Source organism: Paraburkholderia madseniana (assembly GCF_009690905.1).
Lineage (GTDB): Bacteria > Pseudomonadota > Gammaproteobacteria > Burkholderiales > Burkholderiaceae > Paraburkholderia > Paraburkholderia madseniana.
Genome location: NZ_VOSW01000030.1, coordinates 50,285 through 70,173, shown reverse-complemented (window position 1 = coordinate 70,173; position 19,889 = coordinate 50,285). Strand labels below are relative to the sequence as shown.

Here is a 19,889-nt window from a genome sequence, read left to right as displayed (position 1 = left end):
AGGCGACCGGCTTGCCCGTCGTCGAATTTTCCGCCATAATCTGCGTCTTCGCCGCGAGCCATACTCTGGCGCGTGCGCTGCAAGACCTGCCCAGGTGGTGAAATTGGTAGACGCAGGGGACTCAAAATCCCCCGCCGCAAGGCGTGCCGGTTCGATTCCGGCCCTGGGCACCAAAAGTTGTTCCGGCATAAGCCGCATGCATTCCTAGAAACCCCGTAAAGTCAACGACTTACGGGGTTTTTTCTTTCCTGGATGATCCGGCTCGACCCGAGTACCGCTGGTGGTATCGGCAACCTCCTCGCAGACGGTGGTCGCATGTATTTCCAGCTCGATAAGTCCGGCGCGAAATACTGGCGGATGAACTACCGGTATCAGACATGCCGGGCGATCATCGGCCGGCATGTCAATAGTCGGCCACGATAAAGCGGCGCAATTGACGCACGAACTCCGCGCGGGCGGCGGCAGGCAGTTGCCGTCCGACGGGAATACGCTGCCAGCCGTCGCAAAGGTAGACGACGCCATCGCTGTCGTCGAGAGACACGGCCAAGCGGCCAGCATTCATCCGATGCATCGTGCGGCGTCCGCGCTCGTGTACTTCGACGATCACGAACGGGGGCGCGAACGTCAGCACCTCGCCGTCCGTCGCGTGCCTGGAGTAGGCGATAAAGGCGATGCCGACGGCCACGGTGCAAAGCATCGAGAAAAACAGCGTGAGCCACGCGCCGAATGCGAATGCCGTTACCACGCCGATCGCGAGGTCGAGCGCCATGAGGAACACGGTCGCGGCGAGCGACTGCCGCGGCGTGAGGGAGCAGTTGCGCTTGATGCGCCACTCGCGGCTCGGCACACCTCCCTCGCCGTCGAAAGAGCCAGGCCCGTACGACCGCCTGAAGTATGCGTACATGATCGAAAGTCCCGCGTCGTGGAGCCATTCGTGACGCCCAATGGGCGTGCCGCGGTTCTCCAGCGTCGCCTGTTGCGTCAAGGTAGCGCGGGCGGGCTGCCCCGATTGCAGCGTCCACGCCGCTTGCAATGTCACCGTTCCGCTCGCATCGGTCTCGGCATCGAGCACCGTGACGACGAGCATCCGAGTGTCGGGCGGCTCCGGCGCGTCCGGGAAGATGAACACGCCTGGAGGCAGCCGGCTCGTCAGGTCCTGCACAAGCGTGCGCCACATCAGTTGAGCCAGTGGCGCGCCCCACCGGTCGCTTTCGTCGGTCGAAAGCCGGTTCGGCAAAATCTGCGTGACGACTTCAGGCCGATCTTCCGGCTTGGCTTTTCTTTCGTCTCGTCTGGCCGACCATGACTATCTCGACGAGGTGCTCATGTTGTTGCGCGGCGAGCCTTTTCTGCTCTGGAGACCGGTCGATCAACATGGCACCGGACTACGATGGGCCGCCCGCGTCCGCCTTGACCCCGCGGGATGTGTTGCGCTCCAGTCTCATGTACATGTTCGCCGCCACGATACCGAAGACGATGTGAGCGAACAGGCTGGCCCCGTTGCGTGCTTCTGCGAACCACGGAAAAAACCGTGTCATGCCGTAGAAATTAATCAGGTAAACGGCTGCAGCGAAAGCGCCACCCGCCAGTGAAGCCATCCCCATGCTCGAGTCAAGGTTGAATGACGTCATGATCAGACCGAGGATAAGCGCGAATACGATGGCAAGGGCAAAATGCATCACAAAGGCCCCGAGCACAATGCCAATTGAGAATGCTTGCTGCGATTGCAATGCGCCTCGTCCCAGCATGATCGCGGCGACCATGCGTGGGGGCTCCAGCAGACTTGCGCCCGTCATCAGTGCCATCAGGATAACCCCTAACGCCAGGAACACAGCGCCTGCGATGACGCCTGCGAGCACGGCTGCCCGCCAGTCAGGCTGGCCGTGTGTGAAATGATGGGAATCCATGCGAAGTTCCACAATTTCTCTCCCGATTGATTCGGATAATTCATTCTAGTCCTACAGCTCGCGAGACTGATAGCGCCGCATGGCTATCGCCCCCCGACGGACGATCCTCGTTCTGGCGACGACGTGGCGTGATGAACTGCACGTGCAAGAGACCCTTGAGGCACGTCAGTTGTTGGGAGGTAGGAGGGTTGTTCGCAGCAGACCTGTCAGCGGATCGATAATTAATCTTTTAGCTCACAGTGGAGGATCAAATGTCTGCGAAGTCGAAAGCACAACAGATGGCTGCGCAATTACCGCCGAGGCGCTGGAAGATCATTTCGGCGCCCATTGCGCGCTGGAATCCGCCTTAATGGCTGCCTTCGACAACGGCCGCAATCCTATCCGTTCGGTTTACGCGGAAGCGATCGACCAGAACGGCGGCAAAGGAGTAGTGTTACATAGCGGACTGTTCAGAGTGGACGGCACGCAACCCGATCGCGGCACCACGGCATAGTCCCGGCGCGTGCCACCGCATGCACCTCTGTCTCGGCGCGGGTAAGGTGGGGCGGCATAGTCTGCAACCGCTAGTCAACGATGGAAGGAGGACACATGTCACTCATCGTCGCAGCACGCTTTACGACATTCCCCGCCGCTGAAGACGCGGCGCAACGGCTCTTTAATGCCGGTTTCGTCGAGGAGGACGTCACACTGTTTTTCGTCAATCCGATCGGCCAGCACGCACGTTTTCGGCCCGGCGGCGATATCAGCGCCGACACAAACGCGAGGGAGGCGCCGAAGGGTGCCGAGATAGGCATCACGATTGGCGCAGCGGTTGGCGCCGTGGTCGGCGTCGGGATCTTCGCGGCGTTTTCGGCGCCGCTTATCATGTCGCTGGTCGCGGCCGGGGTGAGTGCGTATGTCGGTTCATTGGTCGGCGCGATGATGCGCACGCGTGACGCCTGCGACGAAGAAACCCGTGAATGCGGCGTGCTGGTGGCCGTACACGTGTCGCAGGACAGCCAGTTGGACGCCGCACGGGTGCTGCGCGATGCCGGAGGCGCGGCGATCGAACGCGCGACCGGCCGCTGGCAACAAGGGCGGTGGGCCGACTTCGATCCGCTCAGCCAGCCTGTGCCGCTCAACGAATTCAGTGAGAAGCACGCCTGATTTGAAGGTGTTTTTCGCCGAGATTTTCAGCGAGCCAGGAAACAAAAACGGCCCGGCATTTGTCGGGTCGTTTTGTATTCGGAGCGGTGCGTTCCAGGCACTCGCCTGAGAAACGGTCGGCGAAGCGGTCAGTGGAAGAAGAGTTCCCGCATGCCGAAGGTGTGATCCGCTTCGGCAGCCATCAGCACCATCAGCACCAGCAGGCACAGGGGCGGTATCAGAATGGCGTACACCAGCGCCAGCCGCTCCCACATCATGTGCATGAAAATCGACACGATCAGCCCGGCCTTGGCGATCATCAACACGACGATCAGCGTCCAACGCAGCAGGCCTTGCACGTGGAAGTAATCCACCATGTACGACATCGTGCTCAGGACGAACAGCAGGGCCCAGATCTTCAGGTAGATGCCGATCGGATGCTGCTGGCCGTGCACGGCGTCGGGTCGATGGGCGGGATCGGTGTGGTCCATGGTCTGCCTCACCACAAATAGAACAGCGCAAAGATGAACACCCACACGAGGTCGACGAAGTGCCAGTACAAGCCGGCAATCTCGACGATCTGGAAGTTGCCGTGCTCGGTGAACGCCGGCTGCAGGATCTTGCGTGCGATCAGCAGCAGGTAGATCACGCCGCAGGTCACGTGAAAGCCGTGGAACCCGGTGATCATGAAGAAGCACGCGCCAAACTGCGCCGCACCCATCGGGTTGCCCCAGGGGCGGATACCTTCATGGACGATCAGCTTGGTCCATTCGAAGGCCTGCATCGACACGAAGGTCGCGCCCAGCAGCGCGGTCGCCAGCAACAGTGCGGCGGCGCGCTTTGCGTTGCGGCGGTAGCCAAAGTTGACAGCCATCGCCATGGTGCCGCTGCTGGTGATCAGGGTGAACGTCATGATGGCGATCAGCAGCAAGGGCACATCCACGCCGCCCACAGTGAGCCCGAACACCTTGGAAGGGTCGGGCCACGGCACCGTGGTCGACATGCGCACCGTCATGTAGCCGATCAGGAAGCTGCTGAAGATGAAGGTGTCCGACAGCAGGAAGATCCACATCATCGCCTTGCCCCACGGCACCTTGAAGGCTTCGCGGTCGCCCGACCAGTCCGTGACGATGCCGCGCCAGCCGTCAGGCCCGGCGTCGGTGGGCGTGGTGGCAGCGGATTCGGTGGGGAGCGTGGGCGTGGTCATGGCGCGGCTCCATACAGCGGCCCGCAGATGGCTGCGACGAACTCAGGGGTGATCCACCACATCGCCGCCAGCAGCACGAGCCAGACAGCCAGCAGGAAATGCCAGTAGATAGCGCACAGCACGATGGCGCGCTGGGCTCGGAAGGGGTCTCCGCGCTGGAGACGCGCGATCGTCACCGCCCAGGCCACCAGCCCGCCCAGCACATGCAACCCGTGCAGGCCGGTGAGCAGGTAGAGGAAGCTATTGGAAGGATTGACGGTGACGGTCTGCCCGGCCGCCGACAGCATGCGCCAGGCGGTCAGTTGTCCGATCACGAAAACGGCCGCTAGCACACCGCCGGACACCAGCCACGCCGCGCGGTGCAAGGTCATCTGCCGGGCACGCTGCATGGCAATGCTTGCCAGCACCAGCGCGCCGGTGTTCCACCACAGCAGCAACGGATGCGGGATCGGCTGCCAGTCGGGCTCGCGCATGCGCATTGCATAGGCGAACAGCAGCACTGAAAACAATGTCGTTGCCACCGCCATGAAGACGATCAGGCCGATGCGGCTCGCATTCGGCAAGACAGGTGGCGCGTCAGGAACGAAGGGGCGGGGCAGTGTGGTCATTCGCGTGCCTCGCCGGGTTGAAGCGTCGGGTGGGCCGGTTCAGGCGCCGTCGCAGGCGCAGGCGGCTGGTTTTGCGGGACGAAGTCTTCCTCGTGCCCCGGCGGGCTGTATTCGTACGCCCAGCGGTAGACGACGGGCGGCGCGGCGCCCCAGTTGCCGTGCACTGGCGGCGTTTGCGGCGTCTGCCATTCCAGCGTGGTGGCCCGCCAGGGGTTGCTGTCGGCACGCTTGCCGCGCACAAGGCTCCACGCCAGGTTGTACAAGAACAGCAACTGCGCCGCCCCAACGATCAGCGCAACGACGGTGATGAAGGTGTTGAGCGTCTGCGCCGAAGACGGAATGAAGCTGTAGCCCTCATACGCGTAATACCGCCGCGGCATGCCCAGGATGCCGAGATAGTGCATCGGGAAGTAGATCGCATAGGTGCCGAGGAAGGTAACCCAGAAGTGCACGCGCCCGAGCGTGTCGTTGAGCATGCGGCCCGTCACCTTCGGATACCAGTGGTACATACCGCCAAACACCACAAGGATCGGCGACACGGCCATCACCATATGGAAGTGCGCCACCACGAAGTACGTGTTCGACAGCGGAATGTCCACGCTCACGTTGCCGAGGTAGAGCCCGGTCAGCCCACCCAGGACGAAGGTGCTGATGAAGCCGATGGCAAACAGCATGGGCACGGTCAGGTGGATATCGCCGCGCCACAGCGTCAGCACCCAGTTGTAGACCTTGAGGGCGGTCGGGATGGCGATGATGAGCGTGGTGGTGGCAAAGAAGAAGCCAAAGTACGGATTCATGCCGGCGATGAACATGTGGTGCGCCCAGACCACGAAGCTCAACGCACCGATGATGATGATGGCCCACACCATCATCTTGTGGCCAAAGAGGCTCTTGCGCGCGTGCGTGCTGATGAGGTCCGACACGATGCCAAAGGCCGGCAGCGCGACGATGTAGACCTCCGGATGCCCGAAGAACCAGAACAGGTGCTGGAACAGCAGCGGGCTGCCGCCGGCATGCTTGAGCGTCTGCCCCATCGACACCACGGCCGGTATGAAGAAGCTGGTGCCGAGTGTCTTGTCGAGCAGCATCATCACCGCCGACACGAACAGCGCCGGAAACGCCAGCAGCGCCATGATGGTCGCCACGAAGATGCCCCACACCGTGAGCGGCATGCGCATGAGCGTCATGCCGCGCGTGCGCGCCTGCAGCGTGGTGGTGACGTAATTCAAGCCGCCCATCGTTGTCGCGACGATGAAGATCGCCAGCGACACCAGCATCAACACGATGCCCCATTCCACGCCCGGCGTGCCCGGCAGGATGGCCTGGGGTGGATACAGCGTCCAGCCCGCGCCGGTCGGCCCGCCTGGCACGAAGAAGCTCGCCATCAGCACCAGCACGGCCAGCAGGTAGACCCAGTAGCTCAGCATGTTGAGAAACGGGAACACCATGTCGCGCGCGCCCAGCATCAGCGGGATCAGGTAGTTGCCGAAGCCGCCCAGAAACAGCGCCGTCAGCAGGTAGATCACCATGATCATCCCGTGCATGGTGACGAACTGGTAGTAGTGGTTGGCGTCGATGAAACTGAACTTGCCCGGAAAACCGAGCTGCAACCGCATCAGGTCCGACAACACAAGGCCGACCAGGCCGACGGCGATGGCCGTCAGCGAATACTGCACGGCGATGACCTTGTGGTCCTGGCTCCAGACATAGCGGGTCCAGAAGCTTTGCTGGGCGTGGTTGGTGTGCGCGTAGGGCATTGCGTCTGCTCCGCTAGGGTTTGGCTGCGCTGATGGCGGCCGGGCCGCCTTGCGATTCGATGTAGGTCACCAGCGCGGTCAGCTCCTGCTCGCTCAGGTCGAAGTTCGGCATGATGGGTGCGAAGCCCTTCACGACGCGGGCCTTCGGATCGCGGATGAAGGCGCGCAGATAGGCCTCGTCCACCTTCGCGGTGCTGCCGTCGGCCATCGTTTCGGTCTTGCCGTACAGGCCCTTCCATGTGGGGCCCACGCGCGGACTGCCGTCCACGGTATGGCAGGCGAAGCAGCCCTTGGCCTCTGCGAGCGTCTTGCCCTGATCAGCGAGCGCCTGGGCGCTGCCGCCTGCAGCGGCGGGTGCGGCCTGCACCTTGGCCTGCTGCCGCTGCGCGAACGTGCTCTGCTGCGCCAGCCAGCGCGAGAACGATGCTTCGTCTTCCACCACCACCACGCCGCGCATGTTGGAGTGCCCGATACCGCAAAGCTGCGCGCACAGGATGTCGTAACGCCCTGCCTTGGTCGGCGTAAACCAGAAGGTGGTCACCATGCCGGGCACTATGTTCATGCGCGCACGGAACGGCGGTACGTAGAAGTCGTGCAGCACGTCGCGCGACCGTGTCAGGACCTGGATCGGCCGGTTGAGCGGCAGGTGCACCTCGGGCGTCTCGATCAGGTAGTTGTCACGGCCGTTGGGGTCGCCGGGGTTCAGGCCGAAGGGGTTGTCGTTGCTGATGTAGCGCACGTCCGTCGTGCCCAGCTTGCCACCGGGGCCGGCAAAGCGGAAGCGCCATTGCCATTGCTGGGCGAGCACTTCCATCTGCAGCACGTTGCGCGGCGGCCGTACGAAGTCTGCGTAGACGAAGAGCCCCGGCGCCAGCAACGCTGCCACGCCGACAGTGGTCAGGCCGATCAGCCACCATTCCAGCCGCTTGTTGTGCGGCTCGTAAGCAGCGCGATGACCCCTGCGGTGGCGGTAGCGCACCAGTGCGATCACGATGAACAGGTTGATCGCGACGAAGAGCGCGCCGGTAATGACGAGCGTGATCGTCAGCATGTCGTCCATGCGCACCCAGTTCGAGGCGATCGGCGTGATCCACCAGGGACTGGCAAAGTGAAACCCCACCGCCAATACGATGATCAGGATCAGGGCAATCGCAAGCGACATAGGCCACCTCGCTGCGTGTCACTCGTTGGAGCCGCTAACAAAAAAGGCTCCTGGCGTCGTTGTGCCGCCTTGCCGTACTTCGTACTGCCTGCGCCGGCACTTCTGCCAGGACCGCTTCGCTGAGCGTTGTAAGCGGCCCTAAAACAAAGGTAGTCCTCTCCTCTGCATCGTGCAAGACAGCGCCAGGGGGAAGCGCGCCCCATATACGGATCGCGCGAATGGAGGAGTCACTTGCCGCGATGCAATACAAAACGGCCGCCTCCAGCATTGGTTGCCGAGGCAGCCGTTTCCCAAGGGCGCCGGGTGTTTAGGGTCTGTTCACGTGTGCGACGTGCGTACGACGACTTGCTGCCGGCGCGGATCACATCGCGACATATCCATGTCCTCGCGAATCACAGTGTCGCACTCGAACAGTTACCCGAGACATCCTTGCTGCAAAGCAGCGACGTCGTGCACTCGCTCGAACGCGGCGTGGCGCTCAGCGGTGCGACCGGCGCGCTTCTCGGCCTCGTCGCACTGGTTGTATTTAGACGAGGCCATCGGCGCCCCCTTTGGGTCGAATACGGCCCAATACGCGTCAAGCGGAGTCTCGACATGAGACATATGCAAAAGACAGAATGGCCAGCCAAAAGCACGTGAATGACCTAGTACCCACGCCCGGTGGTATTTTTGGTGGTATCCGTACCGGCAAAATTCCACGAACCCGCTCCAGCAAAGCGATAGCCGGAATTTTCCCATTCCGGCCCTGGCACCAAAAGTTGTTCCGGCATGAGCTGCGGTATTCTGAAAACCCCCGTAAAGTCAACGACTTGCGGGGCTTTTTCTCTCCTGGATGATCTGGCTCGACCCGTGTGCAACTGATGGTATCGGGTGGTATTAGCGCCTCCCGTTCGTCGGATCTGCGCGATAACGATAACTCGTTACATGCCATCGTCCCAGCCCGTTTAACGGCTTCCCGTTCTCCATGAAGAGCGCGGCGATACGCAGATGTCCACGTTCTATCGATATGTCCAGCGACGGTGTGTGACAAAAGTGAGCGGCGTTACCGCACAAACAACCATCGCAATCCCTATCCATGGTCCGGCCCCCGTAATCTGCGCGAGGTAGGACACCAGTCCGGTCAAGGCCGCACCGGCAAGCGAAACAGTGATGAATCGCCAGACGTTCCGCACACGCAGCGACGACGAAAAACTCCAGAGCGTGTTCACAAGGTACGACCAGCAGGTCGCGCATGCGAACGCGACCGTATTCGCGAGAAACTGCGACGTACCGGCGTGTGATATCAACGCGACGGCCACGCCGACATGCAGGGCAGTCGCCGACAGTCCGCAAACACCGAAGCGGATCAGTCTTGTCAACTCGGTGCTGTTTTTCATGCCGGTGTCACTTCGCTGTCAGCACAGCGAGCAGCGACACGCCGCATGGCAACGCGCCATGTGACACCCAGTGACGCTCGGCACTGAAGATCCGATAGAAGAGCATGTTCAGAGCACCGGTCGGCGTGGCATCGCCGCTCGACCGATCGTGCTTGAGCAGACGATCGATAAAACGCACGGCAATCGCCAGCGGAAGCAGCAGCGTGTTGAAGTAAGTCATGCGTTCGATCCGATACCCTGCCTCATCGGCGCACGCCGCGAGCGCCGTTCGACCGTACCGTCTGTGATGATGAAGATAAACGTCGTGCGCGCTCCACAGCCATTGGTACGCCGGCACTGTTACGACGATTTTCCCGCCGGGGGCCAGTACTTCCCGCATGCGCGCAAGCGAGCCAACGTCGTCGGCAATGTGCTCGAGGCAATCGAAAAAACAGATCAGGTCGAAGCGTTCGGAGTCGAAAGGCAGATCATCCGGGCAACGTCCTGCGCGAATATCGAAACGCTCTCCGGTGCTTTTTGCGGTCAGCATCCGCGCTGTCTCGTCCATCTCCATTCCGCTCACACTGCCGAACTCGGCCAGCATTTCCAGGTTGCCGCCGGTGCCGGAGCCCACTTCGAGCACGCGCGCGCCGGAGGGCAACATAAGGCGACGCAGCACCGAGCTCAACACATCGCGCCGGCCGCGAAACCACCAATGTTCGGCCTCGGTTTCGGCCATCTGAAGATAAGCATCGGGGGACATGATTCATACCTCCACGATTCAGCGGCCAGCGAACCGCACGCGTTTGCGCGAGGGTTCGAACCGCAGGGTGTTCGACATGCGTGCGCTGTTGCGCCCGACGGGCAGCGTGCTGATCTTGCTACTTTCCTGATAGCGGCGGCGCACGAGATAGACCGGCCGCCCCTTCGTCTCGTAGTAGATTCGGCCGATGTATTCGCCGACCACGCCGATCCCAATCAACTCGATACCCCCCATGAACAGCATCACGGAAAGCAGTGACGCGTAGCCCGGCACCGGGTTGCCGAGCCACAGCGTGCGGCCGATGATGAAGCCGCCGTACACAAAAGACACTGTGGCGATCGCAAGGCCGATATAGCTCCAGCTCCGCAGCGGCACGGTGCTGAAGCTCGTGATGCCTTCGAGCGCAAAATTCCACAACCGCCATCCGGAGAATTTCGAATGACCGGCGCTGCGCGGCTCGCGCTGGTATTCGACAATCACGGTCCGATATCCGACCCACGCAAACAGCCCTTTCATGAAGCGCCGACGCTCCGGCAAGCTTCGCAGTGCATTGACGACCTGGCGGTCCATCAGCCTGAAGTCGCCGACGTTCTCCGGCAGCTTCACTTCAGACAGCGCATTGTGAACGCGATAGTAGATCGCGGCGGCGGTGCGTTTCGCGAAGGTGTCGCACGCGCGGTTAGACCGTTTGGCGGCAACCACTTCTGCTCCGCTGCGCCAATGTTCGATCATCACCGGGATCAGGCTCGGCGGGTCCTGAAGATCCGCGTCAATAGGAATCACCGCGTCGCCGAATGCTTCGTCGATACCGGCCGTCAACGCCGCCTCCTTGCCGAAGTTTCGCGTCAGGTCGATGACACGTATGCGCGCGTCGCGCACGCTGGCGGCGATCAGCTTATCGAGCGTGCAATCGCTGCTGCCGTCGTTGACGCAGACTATTTCGAAACGCGTCGATGCAATCCCCTCGAGAACCGGAACGATCTCGCTAAAGAAATGATCTACCGCCTCGCCTTCGTTGTAGAACGGCACTACCAGTGAAATCAATGAAATATTATTTTGTTCAAACATGATTACCTCCCCGTAATTCTGATTTGATGCTATGAGCCGGTGGGAATGTGGGCCACACATCGCGCACGTTTTTCTCCGGCATTTTCTTCTTTTGTGTAGTGGCCCTCACTCGTCGGCATAACGTTGGAAGACCGGGGCCGCGCGCCTTTCCAGCGCGATGCGCCGCAGCAGCATCCCGAGCGTTGTCAGCGAGATCAACGGCAAGAACTGGAACGGCCCGCATGCCATGATCAACATGCCCCCGAGCGGCGCGATCCAGAGCGCGGCCAGCCATTCCCGTTCGCCGCGCTCCCAACCCGCGACCAGCGCATGCCGGCAATACCACGCGATCAGCACACCGAACCAGGCGAGATCGTAGTCGTAGAGATATGGACTCACGAGCAGGCTCGCGCAGATCAACGTTGCCGCACGCAGGGCATACGAGCATTCACGGCTCCACCCGTAACAGACGGCAGCCGCGGCGATCAGCGCACACGCGCCCTGCGCCGCGTAAGCGAGCCCAGCCGGCGCATGAACCAACGTAGCGAGCGCGAATACAGTTGGCACTCGTGCCAGCGTGGCGTGTGCGGACTCGATGCTGTAAGCGGCAATCCCGGTGTTATGCAGGAATGCAGTTAGCGTTTGAGCGCCGAACACGAGCACCGCAAGCGCGAGTGTGGCCCCGGCCGTCAACACGAAGGCAGCCAGCGCGCGCCAGGACCGGGAGCACAGCAGCGCCAGCGGAAACAGCAGGACCAGTTGCGGCTTCATGCACAACAGGCCCAGACAGACCCCTGCAGCAACCGGCCGGCGGCGCAACCATACAAGTCCGCACCCTGCGAGCGCGGCTGTCAGCAAGCCGTTTTGCCCGGTGCTGATGACGAAAAGCGCACCAGGAAAGAACAGCACGGGCAGGATAGCGTGCCGGTCCGGCACGATGACCCGGATCACCTTGACGAAGAACGCGTATGCACCACCGAGCCATAGCACCGCAGCTGCCTTGTAGGGAAGCAGCGCGAGCGGAACGACCAGCAGCAACGTGTTTGGCGGATACAGCCACGGCAGGACGCCGTTGACGGTGCCGAGGTACGGCACCGTGCCGATCTCGATCACGGACAGCGCCTTTACGTTATAGGCGTCGACTGCGTGCCCATGCAGCGCAAGAACTGCTGCACTCCAGAACGGCAGGAAATCGACCACGAATGGACTCGTGCCGCTCAGCCCGTTCTGCCCGCTCATCCGGACCAGCAAGATTGCGATGAATAATGCGTAGCACCCAAATACGATGATCGGGTATAGCCGCAGACGATCCGCGTTGAGCCAATGCGGACGCCTCGCCGGACCCGCTGCGTGCAATACCGGCAGCGGCCGGCATTTCGCCGAGGCATGGCGAAACGCGCGCAGGTTCATACCGCCCCCTGCGCATCGAGCCGCGTGCGCCGCACGATAACGAGCAGAACAAGCAGCAACACGACCGGTCCGATTTGCGGCAAGTGACTCAGGCGGTTGAAGAATTCGTGTACCGGCAGCAGCCACGCAAGTACCAGAACGGCCTGCTCGCCGCGCCGCCAACCCTTTTCAAGGCCGCAAGCAGCAAGACAGACGAGTGCAACACCGAGCCAGGTCAGTTCGTAGAACCATACGTAGGGGTTGGCGAGCAGCGTCGCTACCGCAATCGCCGCAGCCCGCATTCGCAGATCGTCTGTGCGCCGCCACACATAGCACGCGGCCGCAGCAGCGATCAATGCGACTGCGCCTTGTGCAGCATAAGCCATGGCGGCAGACGCATCCGCGAGACGCAGCGCGGCAAATGGCGTCGGAGAGGAAGGCCAGTACAGCACGCGATTCTCGAGCACCAACTCGCGCGCCACGCTAGTGCCGACCATAAATGCGCGAAGCGATTGTGTGCCACACACGAGTACACTGATTCCAACAAACCCGGCAGCACTGATTGCTGCCACCCACATGGTTTTCCATGCGCGCGCTGCGATCAGCACAACTGGAAATAGCACGGCTAGTTGCGGTTTGATTGCCAGCAAGCCGATGCAGATGCCTGCGCGTACAGGATGTCGCTCGGTCCAGCGAACGGCGAAGGCCATCAGCGCGGCGGTAATCAACGCATTCTGCCCAACGACTGCTGCAGCAAAGACGCCTGGATATGCGAGCACGACGAGGGCGGCAAACTGCGGGCGCCGAAAGTGAGCAGCGAAACCGGTAACCCCCTGCGTGCCGGCCGCAAACAGCCAGGCGCCAACGCACACGAACAACAGGTAGCAGGGCGCGTACGGCAATAAAGCAAGCGGTGCGAACAGCAGCAGCAATGTGGGCGGATAAAGCCACGGCAAAAAACCATGCGCGCCAAATAGCTCCGCTTCGGCCCGTGAAAACGTTGGATAGTCGTAGACCGCCGCCGGTGAGCCGGTCAGCATCACATGCGACGCAGTCCAGAACACCGAAAAGTCGACGCCTGGTCGGGTGACGTCAGTCGCCATGAACCCGCCGCTAGTCCAACCCCATGCCGCCAGCAGGATGGCGCAAAGCACGAGCATCGCGCAGCTGTACAGCAGCACGCGTTCGCGTGTCAGCCAGCTATGGATGCAACGTTCGGCGCCGAGCGCTCCCCGATCTGAAAAGTACATGATCCCCGCCTTGCACGAGAGCCGGATATTTTTTCTCACCCGGTCTATCTGATTTTTTTGGTTTCCATTCCTAAGCGAACGAATGGTTCATCGCGCGCCTGTGGTCGATTCATTGTTGTAGGAAATACTTCGACTTTCAAGCCATCGTTTTCCTCACCGGTCGTGGCCACCGTCAAAGTCACGCGTCACAGCGCAAATTCGACGCCTTTTCTGGCGTCCTGGATCAGTCGCGTGTCAACTTTGAGACGGTTCGGACTGGCAGGCCCATGGAAATGCCGTCGATCTCATCGACGCCGGCGTCCTGACCGAACCAGGGTAAATCGCGAGATGTTTTCCGCAGAGCACCGAACGGCGGGCCTCTCCGGGATTCTGCCTCCGGCGGCTTGGCGCCCAAAATCGTCGCAGATTAGAGACAACCTGTGCGCCGGAGGTGGAATTGGACAACACGCAAACCGGTGTCACCTCCGTATTTCCTGGCATTTGGGGAAGCTGGCCCAGAGCTTGCGAAGGAAAGGGCGCGGAAGTCGACGACGTGACGACCGGCGCGATTCAGGTAGCAGGTACGAGAAAGAACCTGAAAACGCGACTGGAGTCAGCCACGGGGAAATTTCTTCACATACGCCGCTGCAATCATCAAAGACAGCGCGGATGGAAAGAGAACAGATGGTGGTCGCCGACTGACTAGCGGGCTCCGGCTTAGGTTATTCCCCCCAATTCGAAATACATAGTTCGGGGGTTTTGGCTGAAATTACGATTCAACACCTCTCATGCTGGGGTGTTTATTTGCCCTATGGCGTCACAAGTCATACCTTCGCTTTGCATACGATGTAGCTTTGGTGTTGCACCTTGCCAAGACGTCCCTCTCGGATCCGTGTTAGATCAAACGGGTTTCAAGAACTATTTCTCACTAGGGCAAGCCGGCGTAGCCGGCGCGTCAGCATCGAGTGTGTGCAACTTGGGCACCGCCCAGAGGGCGGCTGTCCACGCCCTTGAGGTGTGGGCAGCCAAGTTGTGCACACGGGGAGTGTCGATTGCGTAAGCGGACCACCCTCAGGGACGAGCATGCTCGGCAAACACTCGATGGTCCAAGGCTCTAACGCCACACACTGAGCGAGGCCTACGGCATGCATGTGATCGGGGGTCGGTGCACGCAAAGCATTCTGATCTGCATGCGCTGCGCTCATATCTTTCCCGCGTAACGACGATATATTGACCCACCTTGGCTACGTGTTATCGTGGTCTCGAAATTCAGAGCCTTGAGTACAACGGATTGTCATCGACCATCGGTTATGCCAGCGAGATATGCAATCACTCGCGCTCTTCGCTGCCAAGACTATCGGGACCGTGCGCCGTTCAAGGTCAGTGAACGAGGATCTCGGCAGGTGGTGTGTGACGATGTGTTTTGGCGCGACGCCGAACAAGTATCATTCGCCGTACTCGGAAGACTGATGACGTCCTTGTTTTCGTACCGTTTCTCGGCGCGATCCGGGACGGGCTAGAAGATATTGCTTCCGACAGACGTGAAAGCGATGGTCGCGAACCCGCAAGCCAAGCAATCGCAGCCACGTCACCGCCAGACCGGCTGGCCGATGGTGACGCGCTCCCAGCACTGCCGCAGAGGATCCCAATGTTCGTCGCCGTCAAGGCCCGTGTCCATACCGATGCGACCGGCGTGTTTACAGAGATTCCCGCGTTGCTCACACCAGCGGGCGTACTGGAACCGCTGCTCGACTATTGCCTGTCTCGGACCCATGATCGCAGCCTTTCCTGGATGACCAAGGTGATCCGGTCGGTGCGGATGTTCCTGGAGTATCTGCAAAGCAATCCAGCCGAGCGTGATACTCACCACCTGTTCCAGAATTTTGCCCAGCGGCTTTATACCGGTACCTTCGACCGTGAGAGCGGTCTGGATCCCAGCGGTCTGTGCTGGCAGCCGAGGTCAGTGCAGGACGCCGGACACATAGTGACCCATCTCACCGATTTCTTCGACTGGCTCGCAGAAATGCGGCCTGCAGCGGCGAAGGTGAATCCACGCTATGTCGGGGCTCTCTATGACCGCATAACTGACGAGGCTGCCTATCAGTATCGACGGGACAGAGCGTTCCTTGGACACACCTGGGCTGCCAATCCAACCCCGGAGATAACGGGGCACAGGGTGCTTGCACGGCGCCTGCCGAAAGTCGAAAAAGGGGACCCTCCCGCCTTTCCGGACGACCGTTTCATGGACCTGCTGCTGAAGGGCTTCAAAGTTGCTGGCCGACATGACTATCGCAACATGCTCATCACACTGCTGTTGCACGGCGCGGGTTTCCGGGAGTCCGAGCCTTTTCACCTGTACATCGGGGACGTGTTCCCCGATCCGGCCAACAGCCGTCGGGCGATGGTGCTCATTCATCATCCGGCCCACGGGGCGGCACCCGCAGACTGGAGCGATGCACGCAGCAAACCCAGGAAAGGGAACAGGGCCGCCTACCTCGCCGAGAAATTCTGCCTGGTGCCCCGTACCGAACTCATGGACAGCCGGGGAGCCGGCTGGAAAGGCGGTACGCATGATGCTCCTTACTATAAGCAGGCGTACTGGTTCCTGCCGGAGTATGGCGAACTCTTTCTGAAGCTCTGGTATTGCTACCTGGAAGAGGTAGCGTGTGTCGATCGGGGTCACCCGTTTGCATTCGTCAATTTGCGGCGCTCGCCAGTCGGCGGAATGTATTGCCTGGCCCAATACAACAAGGCCCATGCGGCAGCCTGCGAGCGCCTAGGCCTGCCGGTTGCCAAGTCGCTCGGCACAACCCCACACGGACACCGCCACGCCTACGGCCGACGCTTGAAGAATGCGGGCATCGATAAAGCGCTCATCCGTCGCTTCATGCACCATGCCTCCCCCGAAAGCCAGGAAGTCTATACCCAGCCAACCGCGAGGGAGGCGTTGCTGGCTCTGGAGGCTGGTGCCCAGCGCCTACGCGACTCCATCGACGGGGCGCAGCCGCTTCTCACGCCGAACAGTCTCGACGAGTAATAACGGAGGAAAAACCAAACATGACCGAACAATCGCCGCCCAGGTTGCGACGCAAGGCACCAAGCGTTCCCCGAACCGCCGAGGCAAGCAAGGTGGGGGGCGGTCGCCGCGAACATGACATTGCGCTCGGTTGGGTCGACCGAGACTATCCTCAGTTAGCGACCTGGCGCGCGCTGGCGGTGGAATGGATGAGAGGAGAGTCCCGGGGTGTCAGTCATCGACTCTTCGCCCTGACGATCTTCCTTGAAAGATATGTGGTGCGCCACGCACTCCCGCTGGACCCGGCAGTGTTCCTTGCGCGCAGCACGGTCCTGCCGGATTTTTATCAGACCGCCTGTCCGGACTCGAAGCATGGAGTTGAGTGCAACAACTACATACACCTATTCCTGCACTTCGTGTTATTGCAGGAGTTCAGCACGCCCGACGTCGACGGCCACCCGTTGGTCTTGCCAGACTATCGCAACCCGATTGCGCACCGCTCGAAGTCTGACTTGCCCAGGCTCGACGAGAGCGTCTATTCCCCGCTACCCTATGGCTACATTGACGAACTGCGCAAAATGCTCGCAGCCGGGCCACACTTCCGTGACTGGCGATGGGCACACAGCGCGTTGGGCGTGGAATCTGGGCGCGGAGGCCTTGCGCCGGAATGGTTTCCAGTGGCGGAAGCCGAGATTGACCGGGGCGATCCGGATTGCGTCTGGCGGGTTCGACAGCGAACTGCCGGGGGCCCATTGCTCGAGATGTGGAGTCCGGTGCGTTGGGTAGCATTGCTGATCAAGTTATTGCTGCCGCTACGCACGTTCCAAGTACGCATGCTCGACTCCGGCGAAGCTGATACATGGCGTTATCAGTCGGGAAATTGGGTACTGAATCCTCGCTCCCTTGCAGAAGGTTCCGAACGCAGACCACTGCAGCAGGGAGTTTTCCGCCGCACAAGCCCGCTCACGGACGGTGAACCGATGTCATCTATTCTGTACATCAACACCAACAAGACGCGGGACATCGCCAAATCGGGACCGGACAAGGGCTACACGCTCCCATGGCCCACGGAAGGGCGCCTTCATGAACTGGTTTTCTATTGGCTCGAAAAGCTGCGCGACTGGCAAGAAAAATACAATCCCATCCAGCGGCGAACCGCATGGACAGAGCTCGACGCCCGCCATCTCAAGGCGAAGAGCGAGATGCAGCTGGCGAGCTATCCGGCCGCCTGCTTTCTCTTCCGGCTGCCCGAGGCAAAGGTTGGTGAGCAGCACCTGGTCATAAGCGACAAGCAGATGCAATCTCCTTGGTTCGCCCTGCTGGAAGCCCTAGAAACACGGCTGGCCAGGAGAAATGAAACCCACAGCAACGGGGTGCCGATTCTTCTGCTGCCGACTCCAACGGAAAGGTCAGGATCGCCGACAACACTCTTTCCCCTGCATAGTCTGCGCGTAGCGCTAGTGACGGCCTTGGCGCTCGATGGCCAGGTACCTTTCCCGATTTTGCAGAAGCTGGTCGGCCATAGCCGCCTTATGATGACTCTGTACTATACAAAGCCGGGTGCCGCCTATGTCCGGGACGTCCTGACCGGCGCGGCCGAACGGCTAGAAGCCAGCAAGGAAGCCAGCATCCAGAATTTTCTGCTCGACACCGAGCACGACCAGTTGCTTCAGCAGGCAATCTGCAATAGCGCACCCAGTCTCGCGGCAGCGATACCGCAGCATCCGGCCGCCCGTAACCCCGTTGGCTGGATGCCATTGCATCACGGTCTATGTCTCGTCGGCGGCAATACCAGCGAAGTGAAAGAAAACTCCGCCATCGGTGGCTGCTACAACGGGGGGCCCAATATCGGCTCATCTCAATTTCCGAAGTACCTCCATGTTCCCGGCGGCAGCCGCAACTGCGTACGCTGCCGATGGTTCGTGACCGAGCCCCACTACCTGTCTGCCCTAGGCGCGCACTTCAACACTATCGCTTACCACTTCGATGAGGCGCGGAATGCATGTCTCGCCAATGACAAGGTCCTGCAGGACCTAAAGAGGCGGAAGGCCGATGCTGAAGAAGCTGGCCAGCCATTCGCCCGGCTCGACGCATACCGCCAGGCCGAACGCGTGTGGGAGACGGCGATGAAGCGCTTCAGCGACCTCGCCGAGGATCTCGTGGCCTGCTATCGCTTGATGGAGCGCTGTCAGGAAGCGCTCGAATCCACTCGGGGCGATGGTGCGCAGCTCGTCGCTGCTGGCACCCTCGTCGATGTGCATCTCGCCTTCGAGGAAACAGAGTCCGAACTACTGCAACTGGCCGGAGTGTGCCAGAACGCCGAAATCTACCCCGACCTCGAGCCAGGCAAGGCGGTTTTCCGGCGCAGTCAATTGCTCGATGGCGTCCTGTACAGGGACAACCTTCCACCAATCTTTATGCTGCTTTCCGAGCAGGAGCAGTTACGACTGGGCAACGCTTTTATGAACCGGCTCGCCCAGGAAATGAATCCGGCCAATCCCGCGCTTGGTCAACGGGAGGTGATTCGCCTTATGGACGCCGGAAGTAGCCTCAGCGAGCACTTCGGCATCGACCTTTCCGGTTTGCTGTCATCAGTTAGGCATGATCAGTCCTGGCCCTCCGTAGCCACTCGACTGGCGGAGGGATGCCAGTGAACGCCCCAACACAGATGATTCATCCGGACGCCGTCCTGGAGTCACTACTCGCCAAAGGCGGGCGGTCGCAGCGGCAAGGAAATCTCGCGAAACTGCACGACGTCTGTCGTCACCAGTACGAAGGCGGCTCACGAAGCTTCTCCATTTCGGACATCGGGCGCCTCTGCGAAGCGCAAGGGATTCTGAAGGGCCGTGTGCTGTACAACGCTGCCTCAGCGGACTACCGGGCACTCATTGAAGTGTGGGCTGCTTACGCCGGCCCGCCTGCCCTAAAAGAGCCGAAAACCCTGGCGAGTCACGAGTATCTCCTGAGAATCGAAGACCCTGCCATCCGCTCCATCATGCAGGCCGTCATCACGGAGCGGGACAAGTTGAAGGCTCAACTCAACGTGATGAAGGCGCACACGCAGGTTACGGTAGATCGACGTCCCTTGGGCGCAACCGTAGCCTACGGCACCTCGGCCGAAACGACGACTTTGCCGACAACAGCTCAGCAATTCACCCCGTCAGAGCGGGACGCTTTGCAAAAAGCGATTTCGCCTCAATTTCTTGAGGACCAGGGATGGCGTGAGGGTGGTCACGGAGAAATCCTCAATGGCAGAGGAAGGATGCTCTTCGAGGTGGGATACACCAAGGCGATCCGCAAAGCACTGAGCGGCTAACCACGGTT

The 19,889-nt window shown here is 60.9% G+C and carries 17 protein-coding genes, 1 tRNA gene and 2 pseudogenes; 7 read left to right on the top strand and 13 right to left on the bottom strand.

What is annotated here, in order from left to right:
- Nucleotides 1–88 precede the first annotated feature (88 nt).
- Nucleotides 89–173, top strand: a tRNA-Leu gene (locus FSO04_RS17530).
- Between the two features lie 230 nt (nt 174–403).
- Here FSO04_RS17530 and FSO04_RS48305 read toward each other — a convergent pair.
- From FSO04_RS48305 to FSO04_RS17520, 3 genes and pseudogenes are all read right to left on the bottom strand, one after another.
- Entirely contained in the window at nt 404–985 is a 582-nt protein-coding gene (locus FSO04_RS48305) for a DUF2244 domain-containing protein (RefSeq protein WP_349768778.1), read from the bottom strand.
- A pseudogene (locus tag FSO04_RS48300) lies at nt 983–1,252 on the bottom strand (ABC-type transport auxiliary lipoprotein family protein); the annotation flags it as partial. The pseudogene FSO04_RS48300 and the gene FSO04_RS48305, both read right to left, overlap by 3 nt.
- Before the next feature lie 133 nt (nt 1,253–1,385).
- Nucleotides 1,386–1,907, bottom strand: a complete 522-nt coding sequence (locus FSO04_RS17520; RefSeq protein ID WP_154560884.1) for a hypothetical protein — start codon at nt 1,905–1,907, stop codon at nt 1,386–1,388.
- Between the two features lie 79 nt (nt 1,908–1,986).
- Between FSO04_RS17520 and FSO04_RS17515 the strand changes: the two genes are divergently transcribed.
- Nucleotides 1,987–2,400, top strand: coding sequence for a DUF1488 family protein (locus tag FSO04_RS17515; protein ID WP_154560883.1), 414 nt, complete (start codon nt 1,987–1,989; stop codon nt 2,398–2,400).
- A gap of 95 nt (nt 2,401–2,495) precedes the next feature.
- Nucleotides 2,496–3,053, top strand: a complete 558-nt coding sequence (locus tag FSO04_RS17510; protein ID WP_154560882.1) for a hypothetical protein — start codon at nt 2,496–2,498, stop codon at nt 3,051–3,053.
- 128 nt (nt 3,054–3,181) lie between these two features.
- On the opposite strand, the gene FSO04_RS17505 is transcribed toward FSO04_RS17510, so the two are convergent.
- From FSO04_RS17505 to FSO04_RS17485, 5 genes are read right to left on the bottom strand one after another with little or no spacing between them, the layout of a single operon-like run.
- The gene (locus FSO04_RS17505) at nt 3,182–3,523 is read right to left on the bottom strand and encodes a cytochrome C oxidase subunit IV family protein (RefSeq protein WP_154560881.1); all 342 of its coding nucleotides are present in this window, start codon (nt 3,521–3,523) and stop codon (nt 3,182–3,184) included.
- 8 nt (nt 3,524–3,531) lie between these two features.
- A complete protein-coding gene (locus tag FSO04_RS17500; RefSeq protein WP_154560880.1) occupies nt 3,532–4,239 on the bottom strand; it encodes a heme-copper oxidase subunit III family protein in 708 nt (235 codons plus the stop codon).
- Entirely contained in the window at nt 4,236–4,847 is a 612-nt protein-coding gene (locus FSO04_RS17495; RefSeq protein ID WP_154560879.1) for a cytochrome c oxidase subunit 3 family protein, read from the bottom strand. The genes FSO04_RS17500 and FSO04_RS17495 overlap by 4 nt, the downstream gene beginning before the upstream one ends.
- Entirely contained in the window at nt 4,844–6,604 is a 1,761-nt protein-coding gene (gene ctaD, locus FSO04_RS17490) for a cytochrome c oxidase subunit I (protein WP_154560878.1), read from the bottom strand. Before ctaD ends, FSO04_RS17495 begins: the two co-directional genes overlap by 4 nt.
- A 13-nt stretch (nt 6,605–6,617) precedes the next feature.
- Nucleotides 6,618–7,766: a c-type cytochrome gene (locus FSO04_RS17485; RefSeq protein WP_154560877.1), complete on the bottom strand. Its 1,149-nt coding sequence runs from the start codon at nt 7,764–7,766 to the stop codon at nt 6,618–6,620.
- A 303-nt stretch (nt 7,767–8,069) separates the two neighbouring features.
- Between FSO04_RS17485 and FSO04_RS48505 the strand changes: the two are divergent.
- Nucleotides 8,070–8,285, top strand: a pseudogene (locus tag FSO04_RS48505) (DUF1269 domain-containing protein); the annotation flags it as partial.
- 479 nt (nt 8,286–8,764) lie between these two features.
- On the opposite strand, the gene FSO04_RS17475 reads toward FSO04_RS48505, so the two are convergent.
- The 5 genes from FSO04_RS17475 to FSO04_RS17455 all read right to left on the bottom strand — a co-directional run bounded on the left by FSO04_RS17475 (nt 8,765) and on the right by FSO04_RS17455 (nt 13,570).
- Entirely contained in the window at nt 8,765–9,142 is a 378-nt protein-coding gene (locus tag FSO04_RS17475; RefSeq protein ID WP_154560876.1) for a GtrA family protein, read from the bottom strand.
- A gap of 7 nt (nt 9,143–9,149) precedes the next feature.
- Nucleotides 9,150–9,884: a class I SAM-dependent methyltransferase gene (locus FSO04_RS17470; RefSeq protein ID WP_154560875.1), complete on the bottom strand. Its 735-nt coding sequence runs from the start codon at nt 9,882–9,884 to the stop codon at nt 9,150–9,152.
- Nucleotides 9,885–9,902: 18 nt separating this feature from the next.
- Nucleotides 9,903–10,952: a glycosyltransferase gene (locus FSO04_RS17465; protein ID WP_154560874.1), complete on the bottom strand. Its 1,050-nt coding sequence runs from the start codon at nt 10,950–10,952 to the stop codon at nt 9,903–9,905.
- 105 nt (nt 10,953–11,057) lie between these two features.
- Nucleotides 11,058–12,341, bottom strand: coding sequence for a glycosyltransferase family 87 protein (locus FSO04_RS17460; RefSeq protein WP_154560873.1), 1,284 nt, complete (start codon nt 12,339–12,341; stop codon nt 11,058–11,060).
- Nucleotides 12,338–13,570: a glycosyltransferase family 87 protein gene (locus FSO04_RS17455; RefSeq protein ID WP_154560872.1), complete on the bottom strand. Its 1,233-nt coding sequence runs from the start codon at nt 13,568–13,570 to the stop codon at nt 12,338–12,340. Before FSO04_RS17455 ends, FSO04_RS17460 begins: the two co-directional genes overlap by 4 nt.
- 1,627 nt (nt 13,571–15,197) lie before the next feature.
- On the opposite strand from FSO04_RS17455, the gene gmtY reads away from it, so the two are divergent.
- The 3 genes from gmtY to gmtX are packed head-to-tail and all read left to right on the top strand — an operon-like array spanning nt 15,198 to nt 19,881.
- Complete coding sequence (gene gmtY / locus FSO04_RS17450; protein ID WP_154560871.1) at nt 15,198–16,586, top strand: gamma-mobile-trio recombinase GmtY; 1,389 nt, start codon at nt 15,198–15,200, stop codon at nt 16,584–16,586.
- 20 nt (nt 16,587–16,606) lie between these two features.
- A complete protein-coding gene (gmtZ, locus tag FSO04_RS17445) occupies nt 16,607–19,219 on the top strand; it encodes a gamma-mobile-trio integrase GmtZ (protein ID WP_154560870.1) in 2,613 nt (870 codons plus the stop codon).
- Nucleotides 19,216–19,881 carry a gamma-mobile-trio protein GmtX gene (gene gmtX, locus FSO04_RS17440; RefSeq protein ID WP_168435721.1) on the top strand — a complete coding sequence of 222 codons (666 nt, stop codon included), beginning with the start codon at nt 19,216–19,218 and terminating at the stop codon, nt 19,879–19,881. Before gmtZ ends, gmtX begins: the two co-directional genes overlap by 4 nt.
- Nucleotides 19,882–19,889 lie beyond the last annotated feature (8 nt).

Excerpts from the sequence above, each read along its gene's own strand:
- FSO04_RS17520 (WP_154560884.1), bottom strand. The coding sequence starts at position 1,907 with ATGGATTCCCATCATTTCACACACGGCCAGCCTGACTGGCGGGCAGCC.
- FSO04_RS17515 (WP_154560883.1), top strand. The coding sequence starts at position 1,987 with ATGGCTATCGCCCCCCGACGGACGATCCTCGTTCTGGCGACGACGTGG.
- FSO04_RS17510 (WP_154560882.1), top strand. The coding sequence starts at position 2,496 with ATGTCACTCATCGTCGCAGCACGCTTTACGACATTCCCCGCCGCTGAA.
- FSO04_RS17505 (WP_154560881.1), bottom strand. The coding sequence starts at position 3,523 with ATGGACCACACCGATCCCGCCCATCGACCCGACGCCGTGCACGGCCAG.
- FSO04_RS17500 (WP_154560880.1), bottom strand. The coding sequence starts at position 4,239 with ATGACCACGCCCACGCTCCCCACCGAATCCGCTGCCACCACGCCCACC.
- FSO04_RS17495 (WP_154560879.1), bottom strand. The coding sequence starts at position 4,847 with ATGACCACACTGCCCCGCCCCTTCGTTCCTGACGCGCCACCTGTCTTG.
- ctaD (WP_154560878.1), bottom strand. The coding sequence starts at position 6,604 with ATGCCCTACGCGCACACCAACCACGCCCAGCAAAGCTTCTGGACCCGC.
- FSO04_RS17485 (WP_154560877.1), bottom strand. The coding sequence starts at position 7,766 with ATGTCGCTTGCGATTGCCCTGATCCTGATCATCGTATTGGCGGTGGGG.
- FSO04_RS17475 (WP_154560876.1), bottom strand. The coding sequence starts at position 9,142 with ATGAAAAACAGCACCGAGTTGACAAGACTGATCCGCTTCGGTGTTTGC.
- FSO04_RS17470 (WP_154560875.1), bottom strand. The coding sequence starts at position 9,884 with ATGTCCCCCGATGCTTATCTTCAGATGGCCGAAACCGAGGCCGAACAT.
- FSO04_RS17465 (WP_154560874.1), bottom strand. The coding sequence starts at position 10,952 with ATGTTTGAACAAAATAATATTTCATTGATTTCACTGGTAGTGCCGTTC.
- FSO04_RS17460 (WP_154560873.1), bottom strand. The coding sequence starts at position 12,341 with ATGAACCTGCGCGCGTTTCGCCATGCCTCGGCGAAATGCCGGCCGCTG.
- FSO04_RS17455 (WP_154560872.1), bottom strand. The coding sequence starts at position 13,570 with ATGTACTTTTCAGATCGGGGAGCGCTCGGCGCCGAACGTTGCATCCAT.
- gmtY (WP_154560871.1), top strand. The coding sequence starts at position 15,198 with ATGTTCGTCGCCGTCAAGGCCCGTGTCCATACCGATGCGACCGGCGTG.
- gmtZ (WP_154560870.1), top strand. The coding sequence starts at position 16,607 with ATGACCGAACAATCGCCGCCCAGGTTGCGACGCAAGGCACCAAGCGTT.